12 protein-coding genes are annotated in these 22,370 nt (G+C 47.7%); 10 read left to right on the forward strand and 2 right to left on the reverse strand.

What is annotated here, in order from left to right; genetic code table 11:
• Nucleotides 1-366 precede the first annotated feature (366 nt).
• The 5 genes from BMZ54_RS25060 to BMZ54_RS25080 all read left to right on the forward strand — a co-directional run bounded on the left by BMZ54_RS25060 (nucleotide 367) and on the right by BMZ54_RS25080 (nucleotide 11,904).
• A complete protein-coding gene (locus tag BMZ54_RS25060) occupies nucleotides 367-546 on the forward strand; it encodes a class I lanthipeptide (RefSeq protein ID WP_089918646.1) in 180 nt (59 codons plus the stop codon).
• Between the two features lie 163 nt (nucleotides 547-709).
• Entirely contained in the window at nucleotides 710-1,783 is a 1,074-nt protein-coding gene (locus tag BMZ54_RS25065) for an NADH:flavin oxidoreductase/NADH oxidase (RefSeq protein ID WP_089918647.1), read from the forward strand.
• A gap of 471 nt (nucleotides 1,784-2,254) precedes the next feature.
• Complete coding sequence (locus BMZ54_RS25070) at nucleotides 2,255-5,887, forward strand: Tc toxin subunit A-related protein (protein ID WP_089918649.1); 3,633 nt, start codon at nucleotides 2,255-2,257, stop codon at nucleotides 5,885-5,887.
• A gap of 1 nt (nucleotide 5,888) precedes the next feature.
• Nucleotides 5,889-11,723 carry a SpvB/TcaC N-terminal domain-containing protein gene (locus BMZ54_RS25075; protein ID WP_089918650.1) on the forward strand — a complete coding sequence of 1,945 codons (5,835 nt, stop codon included), beginning with the start codon at nucleotides 5,889-5,891 and terminating at the stop codon, nucleotides 11,721-11,723.
• A gap of 40 nt (nucleotides 11,724-11,763) precedes the next feature.
• Complete coding sequence (locus tag BMZ54_RS25080; protein WP_202909354.1) at nucleotides 11,764-11,904, forward strand: hypothetical protein; 141 nt, start codon at nucleotides 11,764-11,766, stop codon at nucleotides 11,902-11,904.
• Between the two features lie 56 nt (nucleotides 11,905-11,960).
• On the opposite strand, the gene BMZ54_RS25085 is transcribed toward BMZ54_RS25080, so the two are convergent.
• Nucleotides 11,961-12,980, reverse strand: coding sequence for a hypothetical protein (locus BMZ54_RS25085; protein ID WP_089918654.1), 1,020 nt, complete (start codon nucleotides 12,978-12,980; stop codon nucleotides 11,961-11,963).
• A 208-nt stretch (nucleotides 12,981-13,188) separates the two neighbouring features.
• Here BMZ54_RS25085 and BMZ54_RS25090 point away from each other — a divergent pair, with 208 nt between their 5' ends.
• Together BMZ54_RS25090 and BMZ54_RS25095 are read left to right on the forward strand one after the other, a co-directional pair.
• Nucleotides 13,189-13,785, forward strand: a complete 597-nt coding sequence (locus BMZ54_RS25090) for a TetR/AcrR family transcriptional regulator (RefSeq protein ID WP_089918655.1) — start codon at nucleotides 13,189-13,191, stop codon at nucleotides 13,783-13,785.
• A gap of 17 nt (nucleotides 13,786-13,802) precedes the next feature.
• Nucleotides 13,803-14,954 (forward strand): FAD-dependent oxidoreductase, encoded by a 1,152-nt coding sequence (locus BMZ54_RS25095; protein ID WP_089918657.1) that lies wholly within the window; start codon nucleotides 13,803-13,805, stop codon nucleotides 14,952-14,954.
• Between the two features lie 5 nt (nucleotides 14,955-14,959).
• On the opposite strand, the gene BMZ54_RS25100 is transcribed toward BMZ54_RS25095, so the two are convergent.
• Nucleotides 14,960-15,775: an alpha/beta hydrolase gene (locus BMZ54_RS25100; protein ID WP_089918658.1), complete on the reverse strand. Its 816-nt coding sequence runs from the start codon at nucleotides 15,773-15,775 to the stop codon at nucleotides 14,960-14,962.
• Nucleotides 15,776-15,941: 166 nt separating this feature from the next.
• Here BMZ54_RS25100 and BMZ54_RS25105 point away from each other — a divergent pair, with 166 nt between their 5' ends.
• The 3 genes from BMZ54_RS25105 (at nucleotide 15,942) to BMZ54_RS25115 (ending at nucleotide 21,714) form a co-directional block, all read left to right on the forward strand.
• Nucleotides 15,942-16,784 carry a neutral zinc metallopeptidase gene (locus BMZ54_RS25105; protein ID WP_089918660.1) on the forward strand — a complete coding sequence of 281 codons (843 nt, stop codon included), beginning with the start codon at nucleotides 15,942-15,944 and terminating at the stop codon, nucleotides 16,782-16,784.
• A 173-nt stretch (nucleotides 16,785-16,957) separates the two neighbouring features.
• Nucleotides 16,958-19,279 carry a hypothetical protein gene (locus tag BMZ54_RS25110; protein ID WP_089918662.1) on the forward strand — a complete coding sequence of 774 codons (2,322 nt, stop codon included), beginning with the start codon at nucleotides 16,958-16,960 and terminating at the stop codon, nucleotides 19,277-19,279.
• Complete coding sequence (locus BMZ54_RS25115) at nucleotides 19,279-21,714, forward strand: hypothetical protein (RefSeq protein ID WP_089918664.1); 2,436 nt, start codon at nucleotides 19,279-19,281, stop codon at nucleotides 21,712-21,714. The genes BMZ54_RS25110 and BMZ54_RS25115 overlap by 1 nt, the downstream gene beginning before the upstream one ends.
• Nucleotides 21,715-22,370: the final 656 nt, after the last annotated feature.

Genomic DNA, 22,370 nt, shown 5'->3' on the forward strand with positions numbered 1-22,370 from the left:
TAACATCTACATGTGATAAAGATATGATCCGCTGCTGGTATCTTTACAATGTTAAAAGTAGATAACTATCCCTATCCTATAGCCTTACACTTGTTGTAACTCATTCTATGATTGTAACAGAGTTTTTCGTTTAATAGCCGCTCTACGGAGCGGCTTTTTTTATTGATAATCTGCGCTTTCTTTTTGTTTTTGAAGATTTTGCAAGGACCATTTACGTAACGCTATGAAAGTTAAACGGATTGTTGCCACCCCTTTTCGCTCACATGATATGATTATTGAAAAAGGAACGGCGGTTCCTTGGAAAGCACTGTAAAATGGGCTAACTTTTAAAAGTTAATCTATATCCTTTCCCTTAAAAAAAGCATCATGAAAAAGATCCCATCAAAAAAACTGTCGCTATCGAAGATCCGGATTGCCAGCTTAAGCAAAGACAGGCAACAAACGCTGAAAGGCGGTTCCATTGAAACCTTTGACAGGAACTGTAAAACCTGGTATGTGGAATGTGGCCCTGGTCCATTCACGATAGCAAGAACCTGCGTAGAATAATTAAAGGAAGGTAACTTATTTGTAAAAGAAGGCGTCTCTTACTTTGAGACGCCTTCTTTTCATTTGGGTATCTGATGGAGAGCGGCCATAGCGCAGCGCCGGTCCCGGCTACATGATAATTAGAAGATTTGTCTTATTATTAGGCTTTAATATCAAAGGGACCATGAGCAAATTACTATCGCCCATCACTATTGGGAACACTACTTTTAAAAATCGTATAACCATATCGCCCATGTGCCAGTATTCGGCCGTAAATGGTTTTGCTACTGACTGGCACCTGGTGCATTTAGGCAGCCGCGCTGTGGGCGGTGCAGGTTTAGTGATGCAGGAGGCCACAGCCATAAGCCCGGAAGGCCGTATCAGCTATGGAGACCTGGGCATCTGGGAGGAAGAGCAATGTGTAAAGCTGCAGCAGATCGTAGCTTTCCTGCACGGGCAGGGTGCAAAAGCCGGCATTCAGCTGGCGCATGCAGGCCGCAAAGCCAGCTGTGAAGTGCCCTGGAAAGGAGGGAAGCAGATCCCATCAAATACGACGGATGGATGGCAAACTTTCAGCGCGAGCCCTTTGCCATTTAAGGAGGGTCAGGAAGCACCTTTAGCATTGGACCAGGCAGGCATTCAACAGGTGATCAGCGATTTCACGGCAGCGGCTAAACGTGCCATACAGGTAGGGTATGATGTGATTGAGATCCATGCCGCGCATGGTTATTTATTGCATCAGTTCTATTCGCCGCTAAGCAACCAGCGTTCAGATGAATATGGCGGCTCTTTTGAGAACCGGGTTCGTTTAGTGGTAGCCGTGGTGCAGGCCGTTCGGCAGGTGTGGGAAAAAGGAAAACCTTTGTTTGTACGCATTTCTTCTACCGACTGGACAGAAGGTGGCTGGACGATAGAAGATTCCGTAAAGCTGGCCCTGATCTTAAAAGAAGCAGGAGTGGATCTGATTGATGCTTCTTCCGGAGGCAATGTACCTGCAGCTAAGATACCCGCTACACCTGGCTACCAGGTAGGGTTTGCGGAACAGATCAAAAAGCAAAGCGGGATCCTTACAGGTGCAGTAGGCATCATTACCACGCCGGAACAGGCAGAAGCTATTTTAGCAAATGAACAGGCAGACCTCATCTTTATAGCACGGCAAAGCCTGCGTGATGCTTATTTTCCATTACATGCAGCCACCGCTTTGCAGGATGATATACAATGGCCCCTGCAGTATGAAAGGGCAAAGCTTAAACCATAGTTAACGTTCCTTTAGCCGCCAATTGTGACGGCCTGCAGATACCGGCAAAACAGAAGCTGGGAATTAAATAAAGGCGGCAGCCGCTAACGGAATAGCGGCTGCCGCTTTGTTTACCCTCCTAAAAGCTACTATAGACAAGGTGTTCAGGAATTTATTTTTTGAGGCCATTGTATTATTGCGTAGCTTTATTTTTCGAGATTGGTTTTATGTTCCCCTGAAACAGTTCATTTTCTTCAATCCTACTTACAGCTCAATTCATGCTACATAAAAGCCGGGTCCGTCATTATCCGGAATAGCGTAATCCCAATAGCTATTTTCCTCAACAGAGGAAAGTTTGTATGTGCATCAACAATCCTTTTTAGTAAAGAAATACGGTCCAATGGGCAAACATAGGCAACTATTGTAAAACCATGGCTGAAAGCCGTATTAATTCCCAACCCCACGTATTACCTAACTCCTAAAAACTTAACCATGCCAACAAAGTACCTTGAAAATGTAGCCACTCTTCATTACGTAAGTGCCAGCTATGAAGCCATTTCCGCTGAACATGATAAATGGCTGGACATTGCCGCCAAGGAAGGTATTTACCAGAAAACTGATACCAAGAACCAGGTGAAGCTGAGTGCGATCCAGCTGAATTTTGCCAAGGCCAATAACCTGTTCTATAAGAAAAAATTCCAGGAAGCGCTGAAAACGTACCAGTATGTACAAGGCCTGGTATTCCAGCTGCTGTACCCCACTTACAAACCCTGGTATGTGCACACCTCTGTAATGGCCATACCTATAAACAACCAGTTGTTTGATCCCATTTTAAAAGTAGGGAGTGAAATGGCGGTGTCCTTACCGCCTGAAAATATACAATCGGCAGTAAGCTATGTAAGCTTGAAATCGCTGCCGGATGATGTGCAGAAGTATGCGCAGCAATATGAAGCTGTGGGCATCAATACCTCTGGCGATAAAATGCCGAGAGCTGTAAGAGATAGCACGATGCTGGGGGTAGAGTATGCCAAAAGCGGCGACTGGAAGCATGCAGAAGTGTTCTTCAAACAGGGACTGGATGCCCTGAGCAATGCAGATACAATGGATGCCAAACAGGCAAAAGCTTCCCTGCAGCTTAACTTAGGCGCGGTGTACACGCAAGCCGGCAACCTGAATGAAGCCCGGCGTTACCTGGCAGCCGCCGCTGCAGGTTTTGAGAGCGGTAATGACATGCTGGGTGTTAGCCAGACAAAACTGAACCTGGCCGCCGTTTTAAACAGGGAAGGTAAGGCCGGCGAAGCAGCAGCCCTTAGTAAGGAAGCTAATGCAATAGCGCATACGGCCGATCAGTCTGTGGCCCAGCTGAAAGCTTTTGCCGCAGAAAGTACGGCCAATGCGCTTTCCACGGCCGCTGTAAGTGCAGCCGCAAAAGCAGAAAGCGTATCTGCCGTTACAGATACTGCTGTACTCACCAATGGCAATGGCCATAAGGAATTGTCCACAGGCGCCACCGCTTTTAAAGGCTCCTTAAGCGATGTACAGATAGGTACCACCATTAAGCCCAGCGCTATCTATGACCTGGCTGCCAGCAACGGCGGCGGTGTGCTATTCCGGCTGCCTAACCAGGGCGATGGCTGGATCACACAGGATCTTGAAGGCAACATTGAAAAGAACCAGAAGATTGCCGCTAAGGAATTGGGTGTGGTAAGAGGAGATGAGGTAATGAAATTTAAATGGACAGAAGCTGCCGGTATAAACCAGGCAGAGGTAAAAACGGCTTATTATGAAAAAAGGGTAGACCTGACCACCCTGGACGCAGTGAATATAGGTTATTATCTGGCCACTGATATTGCCATTAACCTGCCTCATATGTATTTATACCAGCTGCCGGTATGCCTGGCAGATTGTTATCATCACCTGGGAGAATTTAATAAAGCACAGGACCAGTACCAGAAAGCAGCCGCTTACCAGTACATTAATGTTAATATAGAAGTACCTGCTTTATGGATCAGGATGGGCCGCAATTACCTGGAATGGGGTAACTCATTTTACAAAAATGATGAAATACAAAAAGCGCTGGACGTTTACAAGAACGTGATCACACCGGACGATCAAACGCCGGATTCCCCGCTCTATAAGGATAAAATGAATACTTACGGCTTAAAGGTAAGCGCGCTCATAGCCGCAATTGCGGACCCGGATGCGGCGGACCTGAACCCGGATGCCGTGAATATTGTGCTGGATAGCCGGAACCGCCTTCGCATGATCCGTGCCGGCCTGGATTATTCCGGTTTCCCAACTAATTACTTTCCCATTTTTAAGTTCGATTACCTGCAAAGCGTAGCCACTTATTTTGCACAACAGGCCATACAGGCTGAAAGGGAGTATATAAATTTCACCGCACATGGTGAAGATGAAGAAATGACCCGCGAGCAATTGCAGCAGTCTGTTGAATTAAGCAAAGCCCAGGTAGACCTTGCGGAAAAACAGGTAGAACATGCGCAGGCAGAGCTGGATGTGAACATGGAAAATGCAGCGCTGGCCGCCCTGCGCCTGCAGAACGCAAAAGATCAGAAGAAGGAGTATGCGGATGTAAGTTACGAGACCACCGCCCTGGAAGCCGCCAGTGTATTCGCTTCCGGACCGGAAGGATATGAGGTGTCCTACACCTATTACAGCCCGTCTGAAGGAAAAGATGTAACCCTCTCCGGCAGCGATGCCTATAAAGTGATGGAAGATGCCGCCTGGAGAAAAGGTATGCTGTCAAGGGAAATGGAACTCTCCAATATGGACCGCAACATTTCAGAGCTGGATGCCAACCAGCAGCTGGCCAACGACCAGGTGACCATGGCGCAGGCAGGCGTGGAAGTAGCTAACCAGCAAAAGAAGATCGCCGAAATGAATGAGAAACATTCCCAGGAGCTGCTGAACAGTTTTGAATCGCAGACCTTTACCCCGGAAGTATGGTTCCAGCTGGGCACGCGTATGTTGTACATCTCTAAAACATATCTGCAAAGGGCCATTGGCATTGCTAAAAAAATGCAGAAGGCCTACGAGCTGGAAACCGGCCGTGCGTTAAATACGATCAAAAGCGATTACAATACCAATATTATTTCCGGGTTGCTGAGCGCCGATTACCTGCTGAATGATATCAACTACTTTACGATAGACCGCATCAACAATTCCAAATCCAAGGACATACCGGTAAAACAAATGTTCTCCCTGTCAGAGCTGAATCCTACCGGCTTCCAGACCACCTTTAAAAATACGGGCCGCCTGCAGTTTGAGACTGCCCTGGCCGATTTTGATATGGCTTACCCCGGCGCTTACCTGCGTAAGATTAAAAAAATTGAAATGGTGGTAGAAGGCTTAATACCGCCGGGCGGTGTACATGGCACCTTGAGTAACTCCGGCATTTCCCGCGACCGTAAAAAGAATGGCGATGCATTTTACCGCATACAGCCGCATGAAACATTATACCTGTCTAATTACAACCCACGCGCAGATGTAGTGATCTTTCAGCCGGACCAGCGGGTGCTGGACGTATTTGAGAACTGCGGCGTAGCCACCAGCTGGACGCTGGATATGCCCATGGCCGCTAATGACCTGAACTACCAGACCATTTCAGATGTGAAGATGATCGTTTATTACACCGCGCAGTATGATACCCTGCTGGAAAATAACATCAGGGCCACGCTGCCTGCAACCGGGTCCAAAAATATGGCGCTGCCTTTCCGGATTGTTTTCCCGGATGAATATTTCAGCTTCATTGACAGCGGCGAATTAAAATTCAAACTGCTGGCCACTGATTTTGCTTACAATGAGATCAGCCAGGTAGTAAAGAACATTTCCCTGAAAGTAGTAACAGACGGCATACCCGCGGCTAACCTGAAATTCACGGTAATACAGGAAGCCATAAATGTGCAGGCGGTCACGGATGCAGCTGGCGTGATGAGATCAGATAGTACCGACGCTGCCAACCCGCTGAATGTATTTATAGATAAAGAAACGAACAAGGAATGGACGATACAGCTGATGGAAGCTGACAATGCGGGATTAGACCGCACAAAGATCAAAGACCTGTTCCTTTTTATGGAATATTCTTTCACCTATAAAGGCATGTAACATGGCAAAATCCACAGGAATAGGACCGGATGTGCTGCCTTTGCCATCCGGTGGCGGAAGCATGCAGCCTATTGATGAAGCATTTAAAACGGACCTGGGCACGGGCACAGGATCGTACCAGGTACCCATCAAGCTGCCGAAAGGCCTTAATAATTTTACACCCAGCCTGGCCCTCAAATATAGCACAGGCAGGGGTAACAGCCCCTTTGGTATGGGCTGGTCCCTGGATATGATGGCTATTACCCGCAGCACAGATAAACGGCTGCCTGCATTTAATGACGAGGCAGATGTGTTCCTTTTTGAAGGCAGGGAGCTGGTGCATATGGGCAATGGGGTATACCGGCCTTTGGTGGAGAACGAATTTTCTACCATCACCAAAACAGCCAATGGCTGGGAGGTGCGCACCAAAGCCGGCGGCCTGCTGAAGCTGGGCGCCACCGCCAATGCACGGCTGGCCTTTGAGGAGCATATTTATGCCTGGTTCATTAATGAAATGAGCGACAGTAATGGTAACACTATCCTTTATCAATATGAATCCAATGACGGTAATACGTACATCAAAAAAATTGAGTATGCTATTTACGAGGTCATTTTCAACTATGCGGTAAGGCCGGATCTTTTTTCCGGCTACCGCACTGGTTATGAAATTAAAACAACATGGCGCTGCAGCTCCATACAGGTAAATCTGCTGCAGCCGGCGCCTGCGCCCATTAAACGCTACCAGTTCACCTATATACAGGCGCCTTACAGTAACATTTCGTTATTGCAGCAGGCAGCCATGGTGGCGCTGCATGAGGAAAATAACGTGGTAGAGGAGATCAGTTTCCCGCCCATTACGTTTGCATACAACCATTTTAATCCTTCGCAGAAACAGCTGGGCATTTTTACCGGGAAGGGCAGCAGTACCCCGCCGTCTTTACTAAGTGCGGATGTAAGCCTGCTGGATTTTGAAGGCACCGGCCTGCAGGGTGTAATGGAAATGGCCAATGGCGTAGCCAGGTTCTGGCCTAATAAAGGCAACCTGCAATGGGGACAGCCCTACACATTGAAGGATATTCCGCTGCACGCCGACCTGAGTGAGGACAGCCTTTTATTTGCCGATATGGAAGGCAATGGTACAGCGGACCTGATGGTGGGCGGCCAGCAGTCCGGCGGTTATTTTCCAAACCTGCCCGGCGGTGGCTGGGGGCGTAAGGTTAGCTACCGGCAAAGCCCCAATGTACCGGTAGGCAGCGCACAAACGCGGCTGGTAGACCTGGACGGCGATAACCGGGTGGACATGATGTACAGCGATGGAAAAGCTTTTTATTACTATTTCAATAAAGCGGAAGAGGGCTGGCAGCAACAGCCTGCAGTTACAAAACGTGTATTTGCCGATGATGCACAGCCGGAAGTGAACCTGAATGATCCGCACATCCGCATGGCAGATGTGGTAGGAGATGGGCGCACTCACCTGGTGCAGGTGCACAGCGGGCGTTTGCTGTACTGGCCCAACCTGGGCAATGGTAAGTGGGGAAAGGCTATCCGTATGGCCAATGCCCCGCGGCTGCCGCGTAATTATGATCCGGCGCGTTTGTTCTTTGCGGATATGGATGGCAGCGGCGCTATGGATGTGCTGTATGTAGACTATGACCGTATCTATTGCTGGATCAATCAGAGCGGGCAGCAGTTCAGCGATCCGGTAATAATTACCGGAACGCCGCCGGTAGCCAATGCCGGCATTGTGATCGCCGACATGAAAGGCGCCGGCACCAATGGTATTTTATGGAGCTACCAGGATGCGCTGCGCAATAAAACGGCTTACCGTTACCTGGATATATGCGGCGGTACAAAACCTTATCTGCTTTCATCTATTGTTAACAATACCGGTATCACTACACAGATCGTGCACGGCAGCTCCATTACCTATCAGCGGGATACAACAGATCCTTTGCTGAAAGCCGGCTGCTTTCTGCCTTTTCCCGTACCGGTAATAAGGGAGGTGACCAGCACGGATGTTACTACCGGTGTTACCAACACCAGCACATTCCGTTATTACAATGGGCATTTTGATGGAAAGGCAAGGCAGTTCATGGGTTTTGCAAAAGCAGAAAGAATAGAGAACGGCGATGATACGATTGCAGCTAACCGTTCGGTATCCTATTTCAATAACACGGATCCCCTGCAGAAAGGATTGCCCGTATTAACACAGATCTATAGTGAGGATGGCGCGCCGGAAAGCGCCCATCCCTTTAAGGCAGAAGAAAATAGCTATCTCATACAGGACGTTGGCTTGGCACCCGATGGCCGGAAGATCCATTTTGTTGCAAAACAGCAAAGCACCAGTAAGAACTACGAGCGCAATGCAGAATGTAATGAGGTAAAGAAAACCTGCACCTATGATGCCGCAGGTAATATTACCGAAGAAATAAAAACCGGTAGATGGAAGAATGACCAGGGCGTGTTTGAGCAGCAGCTGCTGAAAACAACCAGCATATATGCGCAAACGCCGGATGGAAAGCTCTCTTCCTTTAAAAGCCGGGAAACCGTAACAGATAAGGAAGGCCAGGTGCTGAAAGCTACCATCTGGTATTATGACGGACCGGCATTTACCGGCCTGCCGGAGCAGCAGGCAACCAAAGGTAATATTACCCGCGAACGCCAGCTGGCCATGAGCGCAGCCGCCTTTACAGCAGTATATGGGGCGGAGCCGGATAACATGGCCGCACTGGGTTATGTAAAGGAAATGGATGCAGCATTGGGAGAATGCTTCTTTATTGACCGGTTTAAACAACGTATAGACGGCACCGGTAATACGCTGGAACGCCGCAGTCCGCTGGGGTTAACCACCACTATCAGTTATGATGATTTTAAGATGTATCCCGTGCAGGTAGAACAATCTAACGGGCTTGTAATAAAGATGGAGTATGAATATAAATACGGCGGCATTATTTCCAATACAGATCCTAATGGTGTAGAACTTAAATATGAATTTGACAAAGCAGGGCAGCTTACAGGAGTGTACCGGCACGACGATGCGCCGGGCATGCCCTATTTGCAATACAGCTATGATCATAGCTTACCCCACCGCTCGCAAACCACACTTACCCGTGCGGAAAAGGGCGGGGCGCAAACCAGGCGGGTGGAGTACCTGGACGGGCTGGGAGAGAAGCTGCAGGTACGTGCCGAAGCAGAAAACAACCAGGTTATTGTAACCGGCAAAAAGGAGTACAATACCAAAGGTTTAACAAAGCGGGAGTATCAGCCTTACTTCTCCAACAGCCTGGAATTTGCTACAGCCGACCAGGAGAACGATGAGCATTTCACCCTGTATGAATATGACGCCATTGGCCGGAGCACCCGCCGTACGGATTGGCATCACCAGTCTTATGTTACTAAGCTGGGGCTTTCTTTCCGTAGCTTTTATGATCCGCTGGATCTGCTGGAAGCAGCCGGCAATAATAATTTTGATACGCCAAAAACAGAATGGCTGGATTCGGAAGACCGGCTGCTGGCTATTATAGAAAGAAAAAAGGAGAGCGCTAATGTAACCCGTTATGCCTATGATGCTACGGGCAACAGGACCCGGGTGCTGATCAATGATGCGGTTACCGTAGAAAATACTTTTGATTGCCTGAGCAGGCGGGTACGTTCCAGCTACCGGGATGCCGGCAGCTACACTTTCTTTTATGATGCCATGGGCAACCTGGTAGAAAGAAAGGATGGTAAGATGGATGTGGTATATAATAGCTATGATGCTATGGGCCGCCTGCAAACAGTACATTTCGGAGGACGGAACGGTACCCTGGCAGAATCCTATGAATATGATGCAGGGGATGCCGGTGAGCTGAATACCAGGGGAAAGCTCATGAAAGTAAAGGGACCCTTTGGCGAAGTAAAGTTCAGCTATTCCCGATGCGGATGCCTGCGTTCAAAAATACGTACTTACCCGGGGCTGGCACAACCTTTAAAGGCGGAGTATGAGCAGGATAACCTGAAACGCTATACGAAAATTAAATACCCGGATGGTGCGGAGGTAAATATCCTTTACAACCGTGGCGGTTTAATAGAGTCTATACCCGGCATTGTAAATAAAATTGAATACGGGCCTACGGGCAAACGTACAAAGGTTATCTATGCCAGCGGTGTGATCACGGAATATACCTATGAGCCGGGCAGCTTTTGGCTGCTGGGTATTAAAACCATTGCACCGGATGGCGCAGTGGATTACCAGCACCTGACCTATGACTATAATGAAACGGGATTGATCAGCCATATTACAGATGCCGCCAATGCGCCGGGGCATATAACCCACACCCGCGCGTTTATGTATGATGAGCTGGACCAGCTGCTACGGGCAACGGGCACGGCCTCCAATGGTAATTATGAGCATAACTATGCCTATGATAACCTGGGCAATCTTATACAGTACCCGGAGCAGTTTGGCGCAGAACAAATTGCACGTGATGATGCGCAGCACCCGTACCGTATCACCGGTGTAAGTAACCAGCCGGCACAAACGTACCAGTACGATGCGGCAGGGAATATTACCCATACGCCCGATGCTGCCATGGAATATGATGCCCGTAACCAGCTGGTGAAAGTGTTGCATAAAGATGGTACGCAGATCACTTATTTTTACGACCACCTGGGCTCCCGTGTGCTAACCGCTACTACCATAAACGGGCAAACGGAGCGTACTTTTAATTTTGATGACATTTATACGGTATCCGGTAATGAGAAGCAGCGTACGGTGTTTGATGAAACCGGCGCTATTGCCATGCTGCGTGAAGATAACAGTGGGGTGGTTTTTCATAAGGATCATTTAGGCAGCCACGTAGCGGAATCTGACCTGCAAACCGGGGCCCTGCTGAGCGAACAGCATTACTATGCGTTTGGTAAAATGGCTTTTGGCGCTGAGCTGGATGCTATACAAAACTTTTCCGGCAAAAAGTATGATGCTATACCGGACCTGGTTTTCTTCGGTGGGCGTTACTATATGCCCTCACTGGGTATTTTTCTTACCCCGGATCCTTACTTCCTGGAACAGCAGCCGGAAAAATTCTTTAAAGCGCCCCGCAGCCTGCAGCTTTATGTATACGTGCTCAATAACCCGGTGAATATGATCGATCCCTTTGGGCTATGGTTTGGTATTGACGATGCTATTGCAGCTGCCGTAGGCTTTGTAGCTGGCGTGGTAGGGTATATCATTAACTGGGCCATAAGCGGCGGTGACTTTTCTATATCGGAAATGTTGTACTCCGGTGTAGTAGGCGCTGTATCGTTATGGTTCGGCTATAATACATTCGGGCTGGGATTTGCGGTTATCAGTGGTATTGCCATGGTAGCCGGGCCGGCCATTTGCGGCGGCCTGGATAAAGCTTCCATGGGCGATTCCTTTGGCGAACGTTTCTTAGGTTTCATCAGCTTTGCAATCAAATTTGCACGTTCACCCATTACCTCAACCGCAGGGTTGCTGATAGGTGGTTTTGGTACCGGCTTTGGCGCCTGGAATAATGTGGAATGGTTCAAGGGGGGCGTTATCGCTTTTGAATATGATCCTTCCGCCAGCGGTTTCTCCGCAGTTACCCTGGGAGCTACCGTTAATATATGGAACGGTAATACCAGCGCGCCTGACTTTGAGCATGAGCTGTATCACTCCCGCCAGTACACCATTATGGGCGACTGGTTTATTCCCGGCTGGATAGTAGGCGGCCTGTATGGAATGATCAGTGGCGCCATTGGCGGCAGCAGCGACTGGGGCAGCTGTTTTTATTCAGCCAACCCGGGCAGCGGTTATGGTAATCCGTTAGAAGCCGGCGCCCAGTCTATTGAGCGGGGCGGCGGGTGCAGCTGAAAGAATTAAAACGGAAATTTATTTCAACAAAGCAGAAGCATTGATCTGCAAGAATAACGGCGTAGCCACGCAGGAAGCAGCTGACCTGGTGAATGCCAGCCGGTGGCGCGCCTTTGCTGCAGCGGATTGGCCCAAGGCAGCCTACAGGGTTGCCACCCTTACGCTGGATGACGGGTACTAACAACAAAAAAGAGCAGGCCCTGAGACCTGCTCTTTTTTTATACCAGCGTTTTAATCCTACAATCCCTCTGTTAAGCTCTTCTTCAGATCCGCCAGGAAATCTGTTACAGTAGTAGCTTTACCGGATTCCGGCATTTGCGTGGCGCAATCCATCTTCACATATTTGTTTACATCCGCCATTTGCCAGATGCCTGCGCCGGTCATACCCGGGTACTCCTTTTTAAACCGGATCATTTCTGCTTTGATCTCATCCGGTGATTTACTGTTATGATCTGTGGCGCAGGTGCTGAAAGCCCCGCGGCAAAGGAATATCGGGTAAATGGGCACATTCGTGGCCAGGTGCGTTTTCCAGGGACCGGGCGTATTGCGCGCGCCGCCGTCATAGCATTGTACATAGATGGCATCTATCAGCCCTTTCTTTGATCCGTCAAGAATGCCTTTCCAATACGAGAATTTTGTATACGGGCACAGGGTCATGTGCATGTTCAGCTTACCGATCATTGATCCTAACCGTATAATGGAAATCGCATCGTAAACAGATTCATCATCAATACAGATAGCATCAACGCCTACCGCATCTTTTAATACCTTACATATTTTATACAGGGTGCTGTTGGCGCCGGTGCCGGTAACAACGCCCGCAGGAGCGGTTGAATCATTGGCCCAGGTCCGTATATAATCATAAGTGTTCGGCGGCTGGTTATACCACCTGCCTTCAAATAAGATCTCGATCCGGGTAATGGAAGTTTTGCCCTGTTTTAAAGACGCTACCCGTTTAAGCCACTCAGGGTCGCCCACATACTTACCATCGTGAATGATAGGATTCTTGCTATCATCGCCGGAATATAGATCACCATTGGAACGTATATAAAAGCTGGAAAGGATCACGGTGGTGAACCCTGATTGTTTTAAATGTTCGTAAGTACTATCCTCACCCGGGTAAGTATCGCGGCCAAACATGGTCAGGTTGGTTGCGGCCGGTGATGCCGGATCCCCAGCTGCAAACGGCCGGGCAAAACACACATTTGAAAAAATGCCGGACACCAGCAGGGTAAAAGTTAACAAGGGTAATTTCATGACATAGGTTTAAGAAGGCGAAATTAGTGAACTAATCTTAAAGCATACAACCGCTTATCCTTAATGACATAATAGGATATTCCCACAAAAGGTAATAGTATATTATTTATTACAGGTTGATTTATAGCAGCTTAATTTCCGCTTCTTAGAAATAGTTGTAAGTAAATAAACGTTTACTTATTTTTGTCTTGTAAATAAAAGCTACAGTATGCGGCCCAAAAATTTAGAAAAAGAGCAAGCCATCCGCACGGTTGCGCTGGACATTATTGCCAAAGAAGGATTGGAAAATTTAAGCATGCAAAAACTGGCTAAAGCAGCCAATGTTTCACCCCGTACTATTTATATTAAATACGAGAATAAAGAAGATTTCCTGGTTAAGCTGTTTATTAATGAAGTGTTGGAGCCATACGAGCAGGCCGTTTTAAAAGACTTTAGTGAGCAAATGGATTTTGCTGACGGTGTAAAAAAGATCTGGATGAATACTTTCCAGTATTTAAAAAATAACCGGCCTGCTTTTGCAATAATTCAATATAGTAAATCGTCACTCTTATTAAACAAGGCCTACCAGCAGCAGAACATTCAGCAGGGACAGTTCTTTGCGCCTATTCACCGTTTTATAGCAGCCAACATTAAAGCCGGCACTATTAAGAATTTTCATTTTGATGTATACCGTGCAATGATCTTCCCCGTGCTGCTGGAGCTGGTGAGTGAATACTTTGACTATACCGAAAGGCCTAAACAGATCATTACAGAAAAGGTGCTGCTGGAATGCTGTGCTACTGTAATAAAAGGCATCATGAAATAATTTAAAAACACTCTATAATGAAAACAATTAAGAACAAGCAGATCGCCATTGTAGGTGGCGGTCCGGGCGGACTAACGCTGGCAAGGATCTTACAAATGAACGGTGCCGGCGTAAAGGTTTATGAGCGGGATGTGAACAGGAACGTACGCGTACAGGGCACAACGTTAGACCTGCATAATGACTCCGGCTTAAAAGCGCTGCGTAAAGCAGGTTTAATGGAAGCATTCAACGCCAGCTACCGCCCTGGTGCAGATAAGCTGTGTATTACAGATAAACACGCAAATATCCTGCTGGATGAATTTTCCATTGAGGAAGGTGAAAGCGCCCGCCCTGAAATAGACCGTGGCCCGCTCCGCGGCATCCTGCTGGATTCATTGCAGCCCGGTACCGTGGTATGGGACAGCAACTTTGCGTCACTGGAAAGGCAGGCATCTTCCATTAAAATTGAATTTAAGAACGGCACTGCTGCATATGCAGACCTTGTGATTGCAGCAGATGGGGCTAACTCTAGGATCCGCCCTTACATTACGGCTGTAAAACCTTTTTATGTGGGTGTTACTGCGGTGGAAGGCACAGTGTATGATTCAGAAAATACCATCCCTCACATTCATCAGCTTTTACGTGGCGGAAAGATCTTTACAATGGGAGATGAAAGATCTTTGATCGTAAGCTCAAAAGGTGACGGCAGCCTTTCGTTCTTAATAGGTTTTAATGCAGATGAGTTTTGGGTAAAGAACAGCGGGATCGATTTTGCTGATAAAGTGCAGGTGCTGGCCTGGTTTAAAACAGCCTTTGCCGGCTGGGCGCCTATCTGGGACGATCTGTTTGTACATGCCGGCTCCGCATTTATACCCCGCCCGCAATATTGTATGCCGGTAGATCAAAGCTGGGAAGCATTGCCGGACCTTACCATGCTGGGTGATGCTGCGCACCTGATGCCGCCCTATGCAGGCGAAGGCGTGAACATGGCTATGCTGGATGCATTGGAGCTGGCAGAGTGCCTGCTAAGTGATGATTTTTCAGATACACACACTGCTATAGCAGCCTATGAAAAGCAGATGCGTGCAAGAGCTGCTGAAATTGCACAAATGACGCTGGAACAAACCGCTGTTTTACATTCACCACAGGCGCTTGCTCATTTGCTGGAAATGTTCCGCCCTGTTGAATAATGACCTCACGGCCTGGGTTTCCAAAGATCTTTCAGCTGTTTAAGCATCAGCAGAAAACCGGGGCCTGGCATATCTCCATGGCCAAAACCATCAAACTCATACAGGTAAGTTCTTTTGTGGCCGGCCAGTTTCATCATCCTGGCCAGGTAAGCATTTTCCTCGTACCGTCCCAGCATTTCCATTTCCCGGTCGCCCGTGTAAAGGTACAAGGGAGGCGCATCTGCACGCACATGGTATAAGGGTGCATATTTGTCAATGATGGGTTGTGTATCAGCAATGCCTTTTTCCTTACGCACGGTAAAATGTGTAATAGCCTGCCCGCTGAAGGGGAACAAGGCTGCAATGCGGTTGGCGTCAATATTATATTTAGCTAAATATTCCTTATCCAATCCGATCATCTCTGCCAGGTAACCACCTGCAGAGTGGCCGGATACAATGATCTTAGCGGTATCGCCACCATACTCCCTTGCATGGCTAAACGCCCAGGCCACTGCGGCCGTCGCATCTTCAATATAAGCCGGGCAGGATACTTTAGGGCTCAGGCGGTAATTGGCCGCAATGATGATCATTTTATGGCGCTTCAATTCTTCCGGGATGCTTTTGCTGCCGCTGGTTATCCCGCCACCGTGGAACCATACGATCACCGCTGCATTGGCCTGTTTAGCCGGGTAATAAATATCCAGCCGGCAACGCTCTTTCATGTAATCCGTCAGCTCTCCGTTGCGGTATAAGATATCTTTTTGCTCCAGGTAAGTAGTAGTATCCTGCGCCAGTACAGGCAGCGCAAAGCAGATCAGCAGCAACAAGAGCCGGTATTTCATGATAAAATGATTTACTTGTAAAGAAAATAAAAAAACAGGAACATCCACATTGGGTCATGAAAAGAATAGGCATTCCGGGCACCATTTTTGAAATGGTGGCACATCAATCATTCTAAACCAAGCGTATTACGTAGCAGTTTATTCTTTATTAAAAACCTGTTCTCACATGAAAAAAACGTTAATCCTTTTTTCTGCCGGGATATTGATTGCCTGGCTTTCCGGCTGTAGTAAAAAAGATGACAAAACACCTCAGGAAACACAGAACAAAGACATGGCCGGTTGCCTGGGATATGCATCCGGGTACGCTAATTCCGGCGTTATGGGCGCTGCCAGCACCTACGATTTTAAGTCGGCGCAGAACAACCAGTTCTTTGCAGGAGAAGTGAGCATCCAAAAGGGCTTCTGGAATAATATTCCTGCTGAGGTACATGTACTGTACGAAAGCAGCGCAGACTACCGTAACGCATATGCCAGCCCGGATGGCAAGATCCTTTTTGGATATGAAATGTTCTACTACCTGGTGCGTTCTTTCAGTAAAATAGAAGGCAGCGATAACCTTTCGCCTTTACCGGTGGATGGTGTGCTGGCCCATGAATGGGGGCATCGTGTACAGTTCACCGTAGGATGGACGGATTATGCAAAAGCCTCTTACCGGGAGCTGGAAGCCGACTTCTTCTCGGGCTACTACATGGGATTGGCCAAGCAATGGTTATGGGCGCAGATCCAAACCTATTATAATGCCATTTATGCCTCCGGGGATTATTATTACAATTCCCCCGACCATCATGGTACGCCGCAGCAACGGCTGAATGCCGCTTACGCAGGGCTCACCGTCGCAGTGTATGAGCTTAATAACAACGTGCATTATACCTACAACCAGCTGCACAGCATTTTTAATCAGAAAGTGCATAGTGAAATAGGCGCACGCAAAAGCAATGTATTCCCGGAAGTGGAGTATCCCAAAGATCTGACAAAAGAAAAAATAGAACGATTATATCCCACCCTGTAATGCCGGTTAACCCGGCATTACGCCTTTATAACCCCAAATAATTTACTGCTTTTTTGTTTTTTTATTACTACTTTTATTCAGGTAACAGGATAAGATGGAAGACTATGAGCGTTACTGTTTTTCAATCCCTATATAACCGATAATCCCAATCAGCAGTAAATTAACCTTTACAGATGTTCGATTCCCCCGTACTAAATGTGGTGATAGGGCTCACCCTCATCTATCTCCTATACAGCCTGCTGGCCAGCCTTCTGGGCGAGTTATTATCAACCACCTTTAACCTGCGTTCCCTTTTGCTGCGGGTAGCATTGGAAAGAATGCTCAATGACGGTTATTATGCCCGGCGGGATAAATGGCGCAATCGCTGGAGCGCTATCGTGAACGCAGTGCGGTGGTTTTTCCTTTTCCCCAACAGTGATTTTAAGAACAGCCTGGCCGGCCGTTTTTATGAGCACCCTTCTATTAAATATCTTGCCAAGGCAGAGCGGCGCTCACCGTTTGCAGAAACGCGCCCCTCTTACCTTACCGATGTATATTTCGTAAGTACGTTCATCCGTATGCTCATAGAAATGGGTATGGGAAATACGGATGATGAAAAGATAGCGTCTGCCCTGAAGCTGAATACCCTGCATATGCAGCCACGTACGGCAAAAAATGTGACCGGCATTTACCAGGAGGCAAAGGGCGACACGGCCGCTTTTAAAGAAGGGCTGCGGCGCTGGTACAATGAAACCATGGACCGCGCCAATGGCTGGTACAAACGTAAAATGCAGTTCCTGCTGCTGCTCATCGGCCTGTTGTTATCTATACTTTTTAATGTCGATACCATCCGTATCACAAAGCTCCTGGCCCGTGATCCGGATGCAAGGTCTGAGATGGTAAAAATGAGCATTGCCATTGCCAATGATACCACTATTGAAAATGTGATCACGGATAAAGACAGCCTCCGGCGGGCCGCCATACTGGATTCCGGCTATGCGCATGTGCAGCGTGATATTGAGGATGCAGGTTTGCTCCTGGGCCTGGGCTGGAATTTTGACCAGTTAAGCTCTCCCATAGAATATAAGGTAGTACATAAAAAAACGCCAAAGCTATCTGACGGATTGCTGGAGCTGGATGCTGCTGCAAAATCAGTAAGGGTGGCCGACTCCATGCACCGGGCCAGTGAGGAGCGTAACTGCTGGGCGGTAAAAACATTGCTGCCGGAAATAAAACAAACAGACAGGCAGATCCTCGATATAAAAATGGCCGCGCTGCAGGGAAGTATAAAGGACACTTCAAAAGTAAAAGAGCTCCGTGGTAAAAAAGATACCCTGTTAAAGCTGCTGGATGCCCGTAAGGAAATGCTGGCCAATGACAGCCTGGAATTTGCTGCGCTTGGTTATATTATCTGCAACACCTTTAAAGACCTGCGCCTGCTGGGTTTTTTGCTTACTGCGCTTATGATCTCACTGGGCGCTCCTTTCTGGTTTGATCTTTTAAAGAAGCTGGTAAGCCTGCGCGGTGCGGGCGTAAGGCCCGAACCCAGCGACAATGAGGTGCTGGTGAAAAAAGTATTGCCGGATGCCAATGCACCTGCCGTAGTAGTGGCAGCAGAGGTAACGCCTTTATTTGCTACTGTGCAGGATGAATTTGTATGGAAATACCGTGCATCGCTTTTAGCTCTGCCTTCCGTAAGGGCTGTCTTTACCTTTTATGATAATGACGGAAATTGCAAGGTGCAGGTAAATGTAACGGAAGCAGCAGCAGAGCAGGAGGTCAGAGACCTGCTTACAAAGCTGGGCATTAACCCCGTGCCGGGCTGGCTGCTGGTCAAAGTAACGGGAATCCCCCGCTCCAATGCACCGCTGCATGCCGTGGGTAACTTTAATAACATGGCCTTTGCTCATGGATCGCTGAGCTGTATCCTGAAAGATTCCACTAACGAGGACCGCTTTGTATTATCCTGCTGGCATGTGCTGAAAGGGGATACGGATTTTGATGCGCTTTTTATTCGACACCCGCTGGTGGTAAATAATACTAACACCATTATAGCTGACCTGGAAGTGGGCGGCATTCTGAATACGCTGGATTACGGACTGGCGCGCTGCCGGCCCAATATGCCCGTTATCACCAATGATTGGCTGATCGAAAAGCTGGAGCTGTCCACACCCTTTAAACACCGCCTGGTAGAAACAGATGATATTAAGAAACATATTACGCTCCGCTATTTTGATGTAGAAACGCAGGCCGCTGCAAATGGCATTATTTACGCCGTGTGCCCGGAAGTACAGGTGGATTACCGCGATAAGTCGCGCATGGTGCAGGATGTGATTGTGCTGCAGCAAGGGCTGAATACTGTGCTCCCGATCTCTCAGCCCGGCAATTCAGGTGCGCTTTTATTTGACGCAAAAAACGACGCCATCGGCATGATCATAGCCGGTGATGAGAACTATACCTATGCTATAAAATTGTCCAATTTCTTCAACCTTCATAAGGAAAAATCCTTTGCCTGATGACAAAAATTTACCTGACGATGGTGCTGTTTGTTTGCACCTTTTTCCCTGCCTTCTCCCAAAATGAAAATCTGTTAAAGATAGATGTAAACGGCACTACGCTTGCAGATGTGACCTTTAGCTATAAAGGCAAGCTCAAGCCCGGCTTAATAAACCTGGATAGCTCCTGGAAGCTGGCGCTGAATGATGCCGGCCACCATGCGCTTAAAATAACCCTGGTGAATACGGTAGGGCCAAGCAGGGATACCTTATTCCTTCATAACCTGGGTTTTACACTGGCAGTTCCTGACAGAAAAATTGAAAGCTTTCAGCTGGCGCAAACATTTACACTGAATGTGTACCTGAATGATAGCCTGCACATTTCCCGGCAATGTATCTATCCGGAGGCTGTAGCACCAAGTGCATCTTCACCCGTTGTGCCTGTACCTGCACCTGCGCTGGCCGGGCAGCCGCCAACAGTTGCGGCTAATGTAGGTGCTATGATCAATGATGCATTAAGGCTTGCCGGCGATCTCTCACCAGGTCAGAGGCAGGACATACTGGCCTATTATGCCCAGGTGAAAAATAGCCCCGACGCTATACAGGCTGCTTATAATGATAACAAACACCTGCAGATCTTTGTAACGTCAAAAATAGGTGGTGCCGGCGCCCACAATAGCAACAACTTTGTAGGCTCCCTGCTGGATAATGTTGGCGGGCTGGATGTAACCAATCTTGCGCTGGGTGCTACGGACTTTATTATTAAACGCGGAAAGGAGGAGCTGAACATCGCCTTCTTTAAAAAGTTCCAGGACTTAATTTCGAAACCGGAGCTGCGGGACCTGCAAACCGTTTTCCCTGCCACCTGGCGCACCTTATACCTGGTAGGCGATGATATTTATAATTACAACCGCTATTTACAAACCTTACAGAACGCCTTTAAGAACGATATTGCGCAGCTCTCTGCCAACCTGCCTTCCATCATTGATAATCACCCCTTGTTCTTTGCCGCGCATCCTGAGCTGGAAGCCAGCCTGCGCAGCGGTCTTTACTTTGCCAACAGCCTGCGCGACGGCGTGCATCCCGGTGAGATGATAGACCTGTATGATGCATCTTTGCTGGATAAATTTGACTGTACCTTTACCGCCGCAGGCGTAGTCACCAATCCTAATTACAGAACCTCGGTGGAGCTTTTACAACTGTTTTCTTTTTCACTCCGTAACCAGACCAGTGAAACCAATACAGCTTATTGGGTTGCACCTAAAATGCTCCAGCAATTAGTAGCAAACCCCTTAGCTGCAAAATATTTTTTAGGACTGTTATACCAATATGGCAAAACCAGGTTTACGCAGCTGAACTTTAAAACCAGTAGCGGCACTTTTAATGTACTGGAAAGTATTAACGACCTGGCAGACCATGAAGCAGATATTAAAGCATGGTTCAACTGCCTGTCAACCCTGGTTATAAAAACGCAAAGTCTCAATACACTGGTAAAAACCTATGAGCGGCAAAGCAGCGATTCTATGAAAATAGAGCAGCTTTATACTTACTTCCAGGCATCGGTAGACCTTTTAAAATATGCCACGCGCGTAACACAGCTGCCAGGGCTGCAGGATCCCGGGCTTGAACAAAAATTCTCCGTGTATTTTGAAACAGCAGATGGTGCCGCCTCGCTGATCGTAAATGCGAACCGTGCCCGGTATACCGCTGCGGTATCAGATGCAGTGCACATCTATGACCTGGTGCGTAACCGGGATCATGACGCAATCGTTAAATTATTAAAGGATTCGCTGGCTGTTGCGGGCATCACAGCTGAGCAGAAAAAAGCCCTTAACGGGCAATTGCAAAAAGAGATGGCGGTTAGCGGGCTTACAAAGAACTTTTTCCGTTACGGTACTTTTATGGCCACGGTAGCAGATGCAGACTCGCCGAAGGAAGTATCGGATGCTATTGAAGCATTTGCGCTGCCTGCCGGTTCTTCCCGCATTAAAAGGGAATCTCCGTTCAATGTTTCGCTGAATGCCTATGCCGGCCTGTATGCCGGTTATGAACGTATTAGCGGTCTTAAGGCAGACAAGGACGTGAAGATAAATTCCTACGGGGTAACCGTACCCATTGGGGTAGCCATCAGCACCAGCCGTTCGCATTGGTCTTATTCAGCGTTCCTTTCTCTTGTGGACCTGGGCGCAGTAGCAGCTTTCCGGGTAAAGAACGATTCTGTGAACGAAGTGCCCTCCATTCAGCTGAAGGATATTTTTTCACCAGGCTTATTCTTCTCACTGGGCCTGCCGAAAAGCCCTATATCCCTGAACCTGGGCGCACAGGTAGGACCTAACCTGAGAAAGGTGACCACTACTGAAAACGACTATTCAGGCAATACTTATCTGCGGTTCAGCCTCTCCGTGCTGGTGGATATTCCCTTGCTTAATTTTTATACGAAAACAAAAGAGGATTAAGGTCCCTGGCAATTAAATAAACGAAGGTGCATCACATTTGTGGTGCACCTTTTTTTTAGAATGATCAAAATGGCTGCAATAAAAGGGTTAAACCATCCCCGGGGGCAGGGGATGAAATTAAGTGTATGATTGACAGGTAGATATGTGCAGATCCTGAGGAGGAAAATGCCCGCCAGATCCTGATCTATCCCCGGAATTATAAAATTTTTTAAGAAAAATGAAAATTAACTAAAACGTTTTAGCAAAAAACACTTATCTTTACGTCAGTTTTTCATAACGTGGAATTTATAAAGGCAAACGGCTTTGTTCACAGGGCCGTATTTTTTTTTAATACCATTGATCCTCATTTTATTTTCCACCTGATTTTTTACCCATTAGTAACTAAATATCAGTACGCCAAACCTGGCAAAAAGGAAATTTCAATCACCGGGCCGGTGATTAAAACGGGAGCTTGGGAACATGCAAGCTGCCGCATACGTACTTTTTGGGGTAATGTTAAAAGCACTTTCTTAAGCAGGGTAATAGCCTGTGAATAATGGTTACTATCTAATTAAATAGATAGTGAGCTAAGCCAGCTCCCTGTTGGTTTTTGTAAGCTATGACCCTGATAGTCCGGCACTGGAACGTTCCGAAATTATTAGTCTATAGGATTAGTA

It is taken from the genome of Chitinophaga rupis (assembly GCF_900109685.1).
GTDB classification, from domain to species: Bacteria; Bacteroidota; Bacteroidia; order Chitinophagales; family Chitinophagaceae; genus Chitinophaga; species Chitinophaga rupis.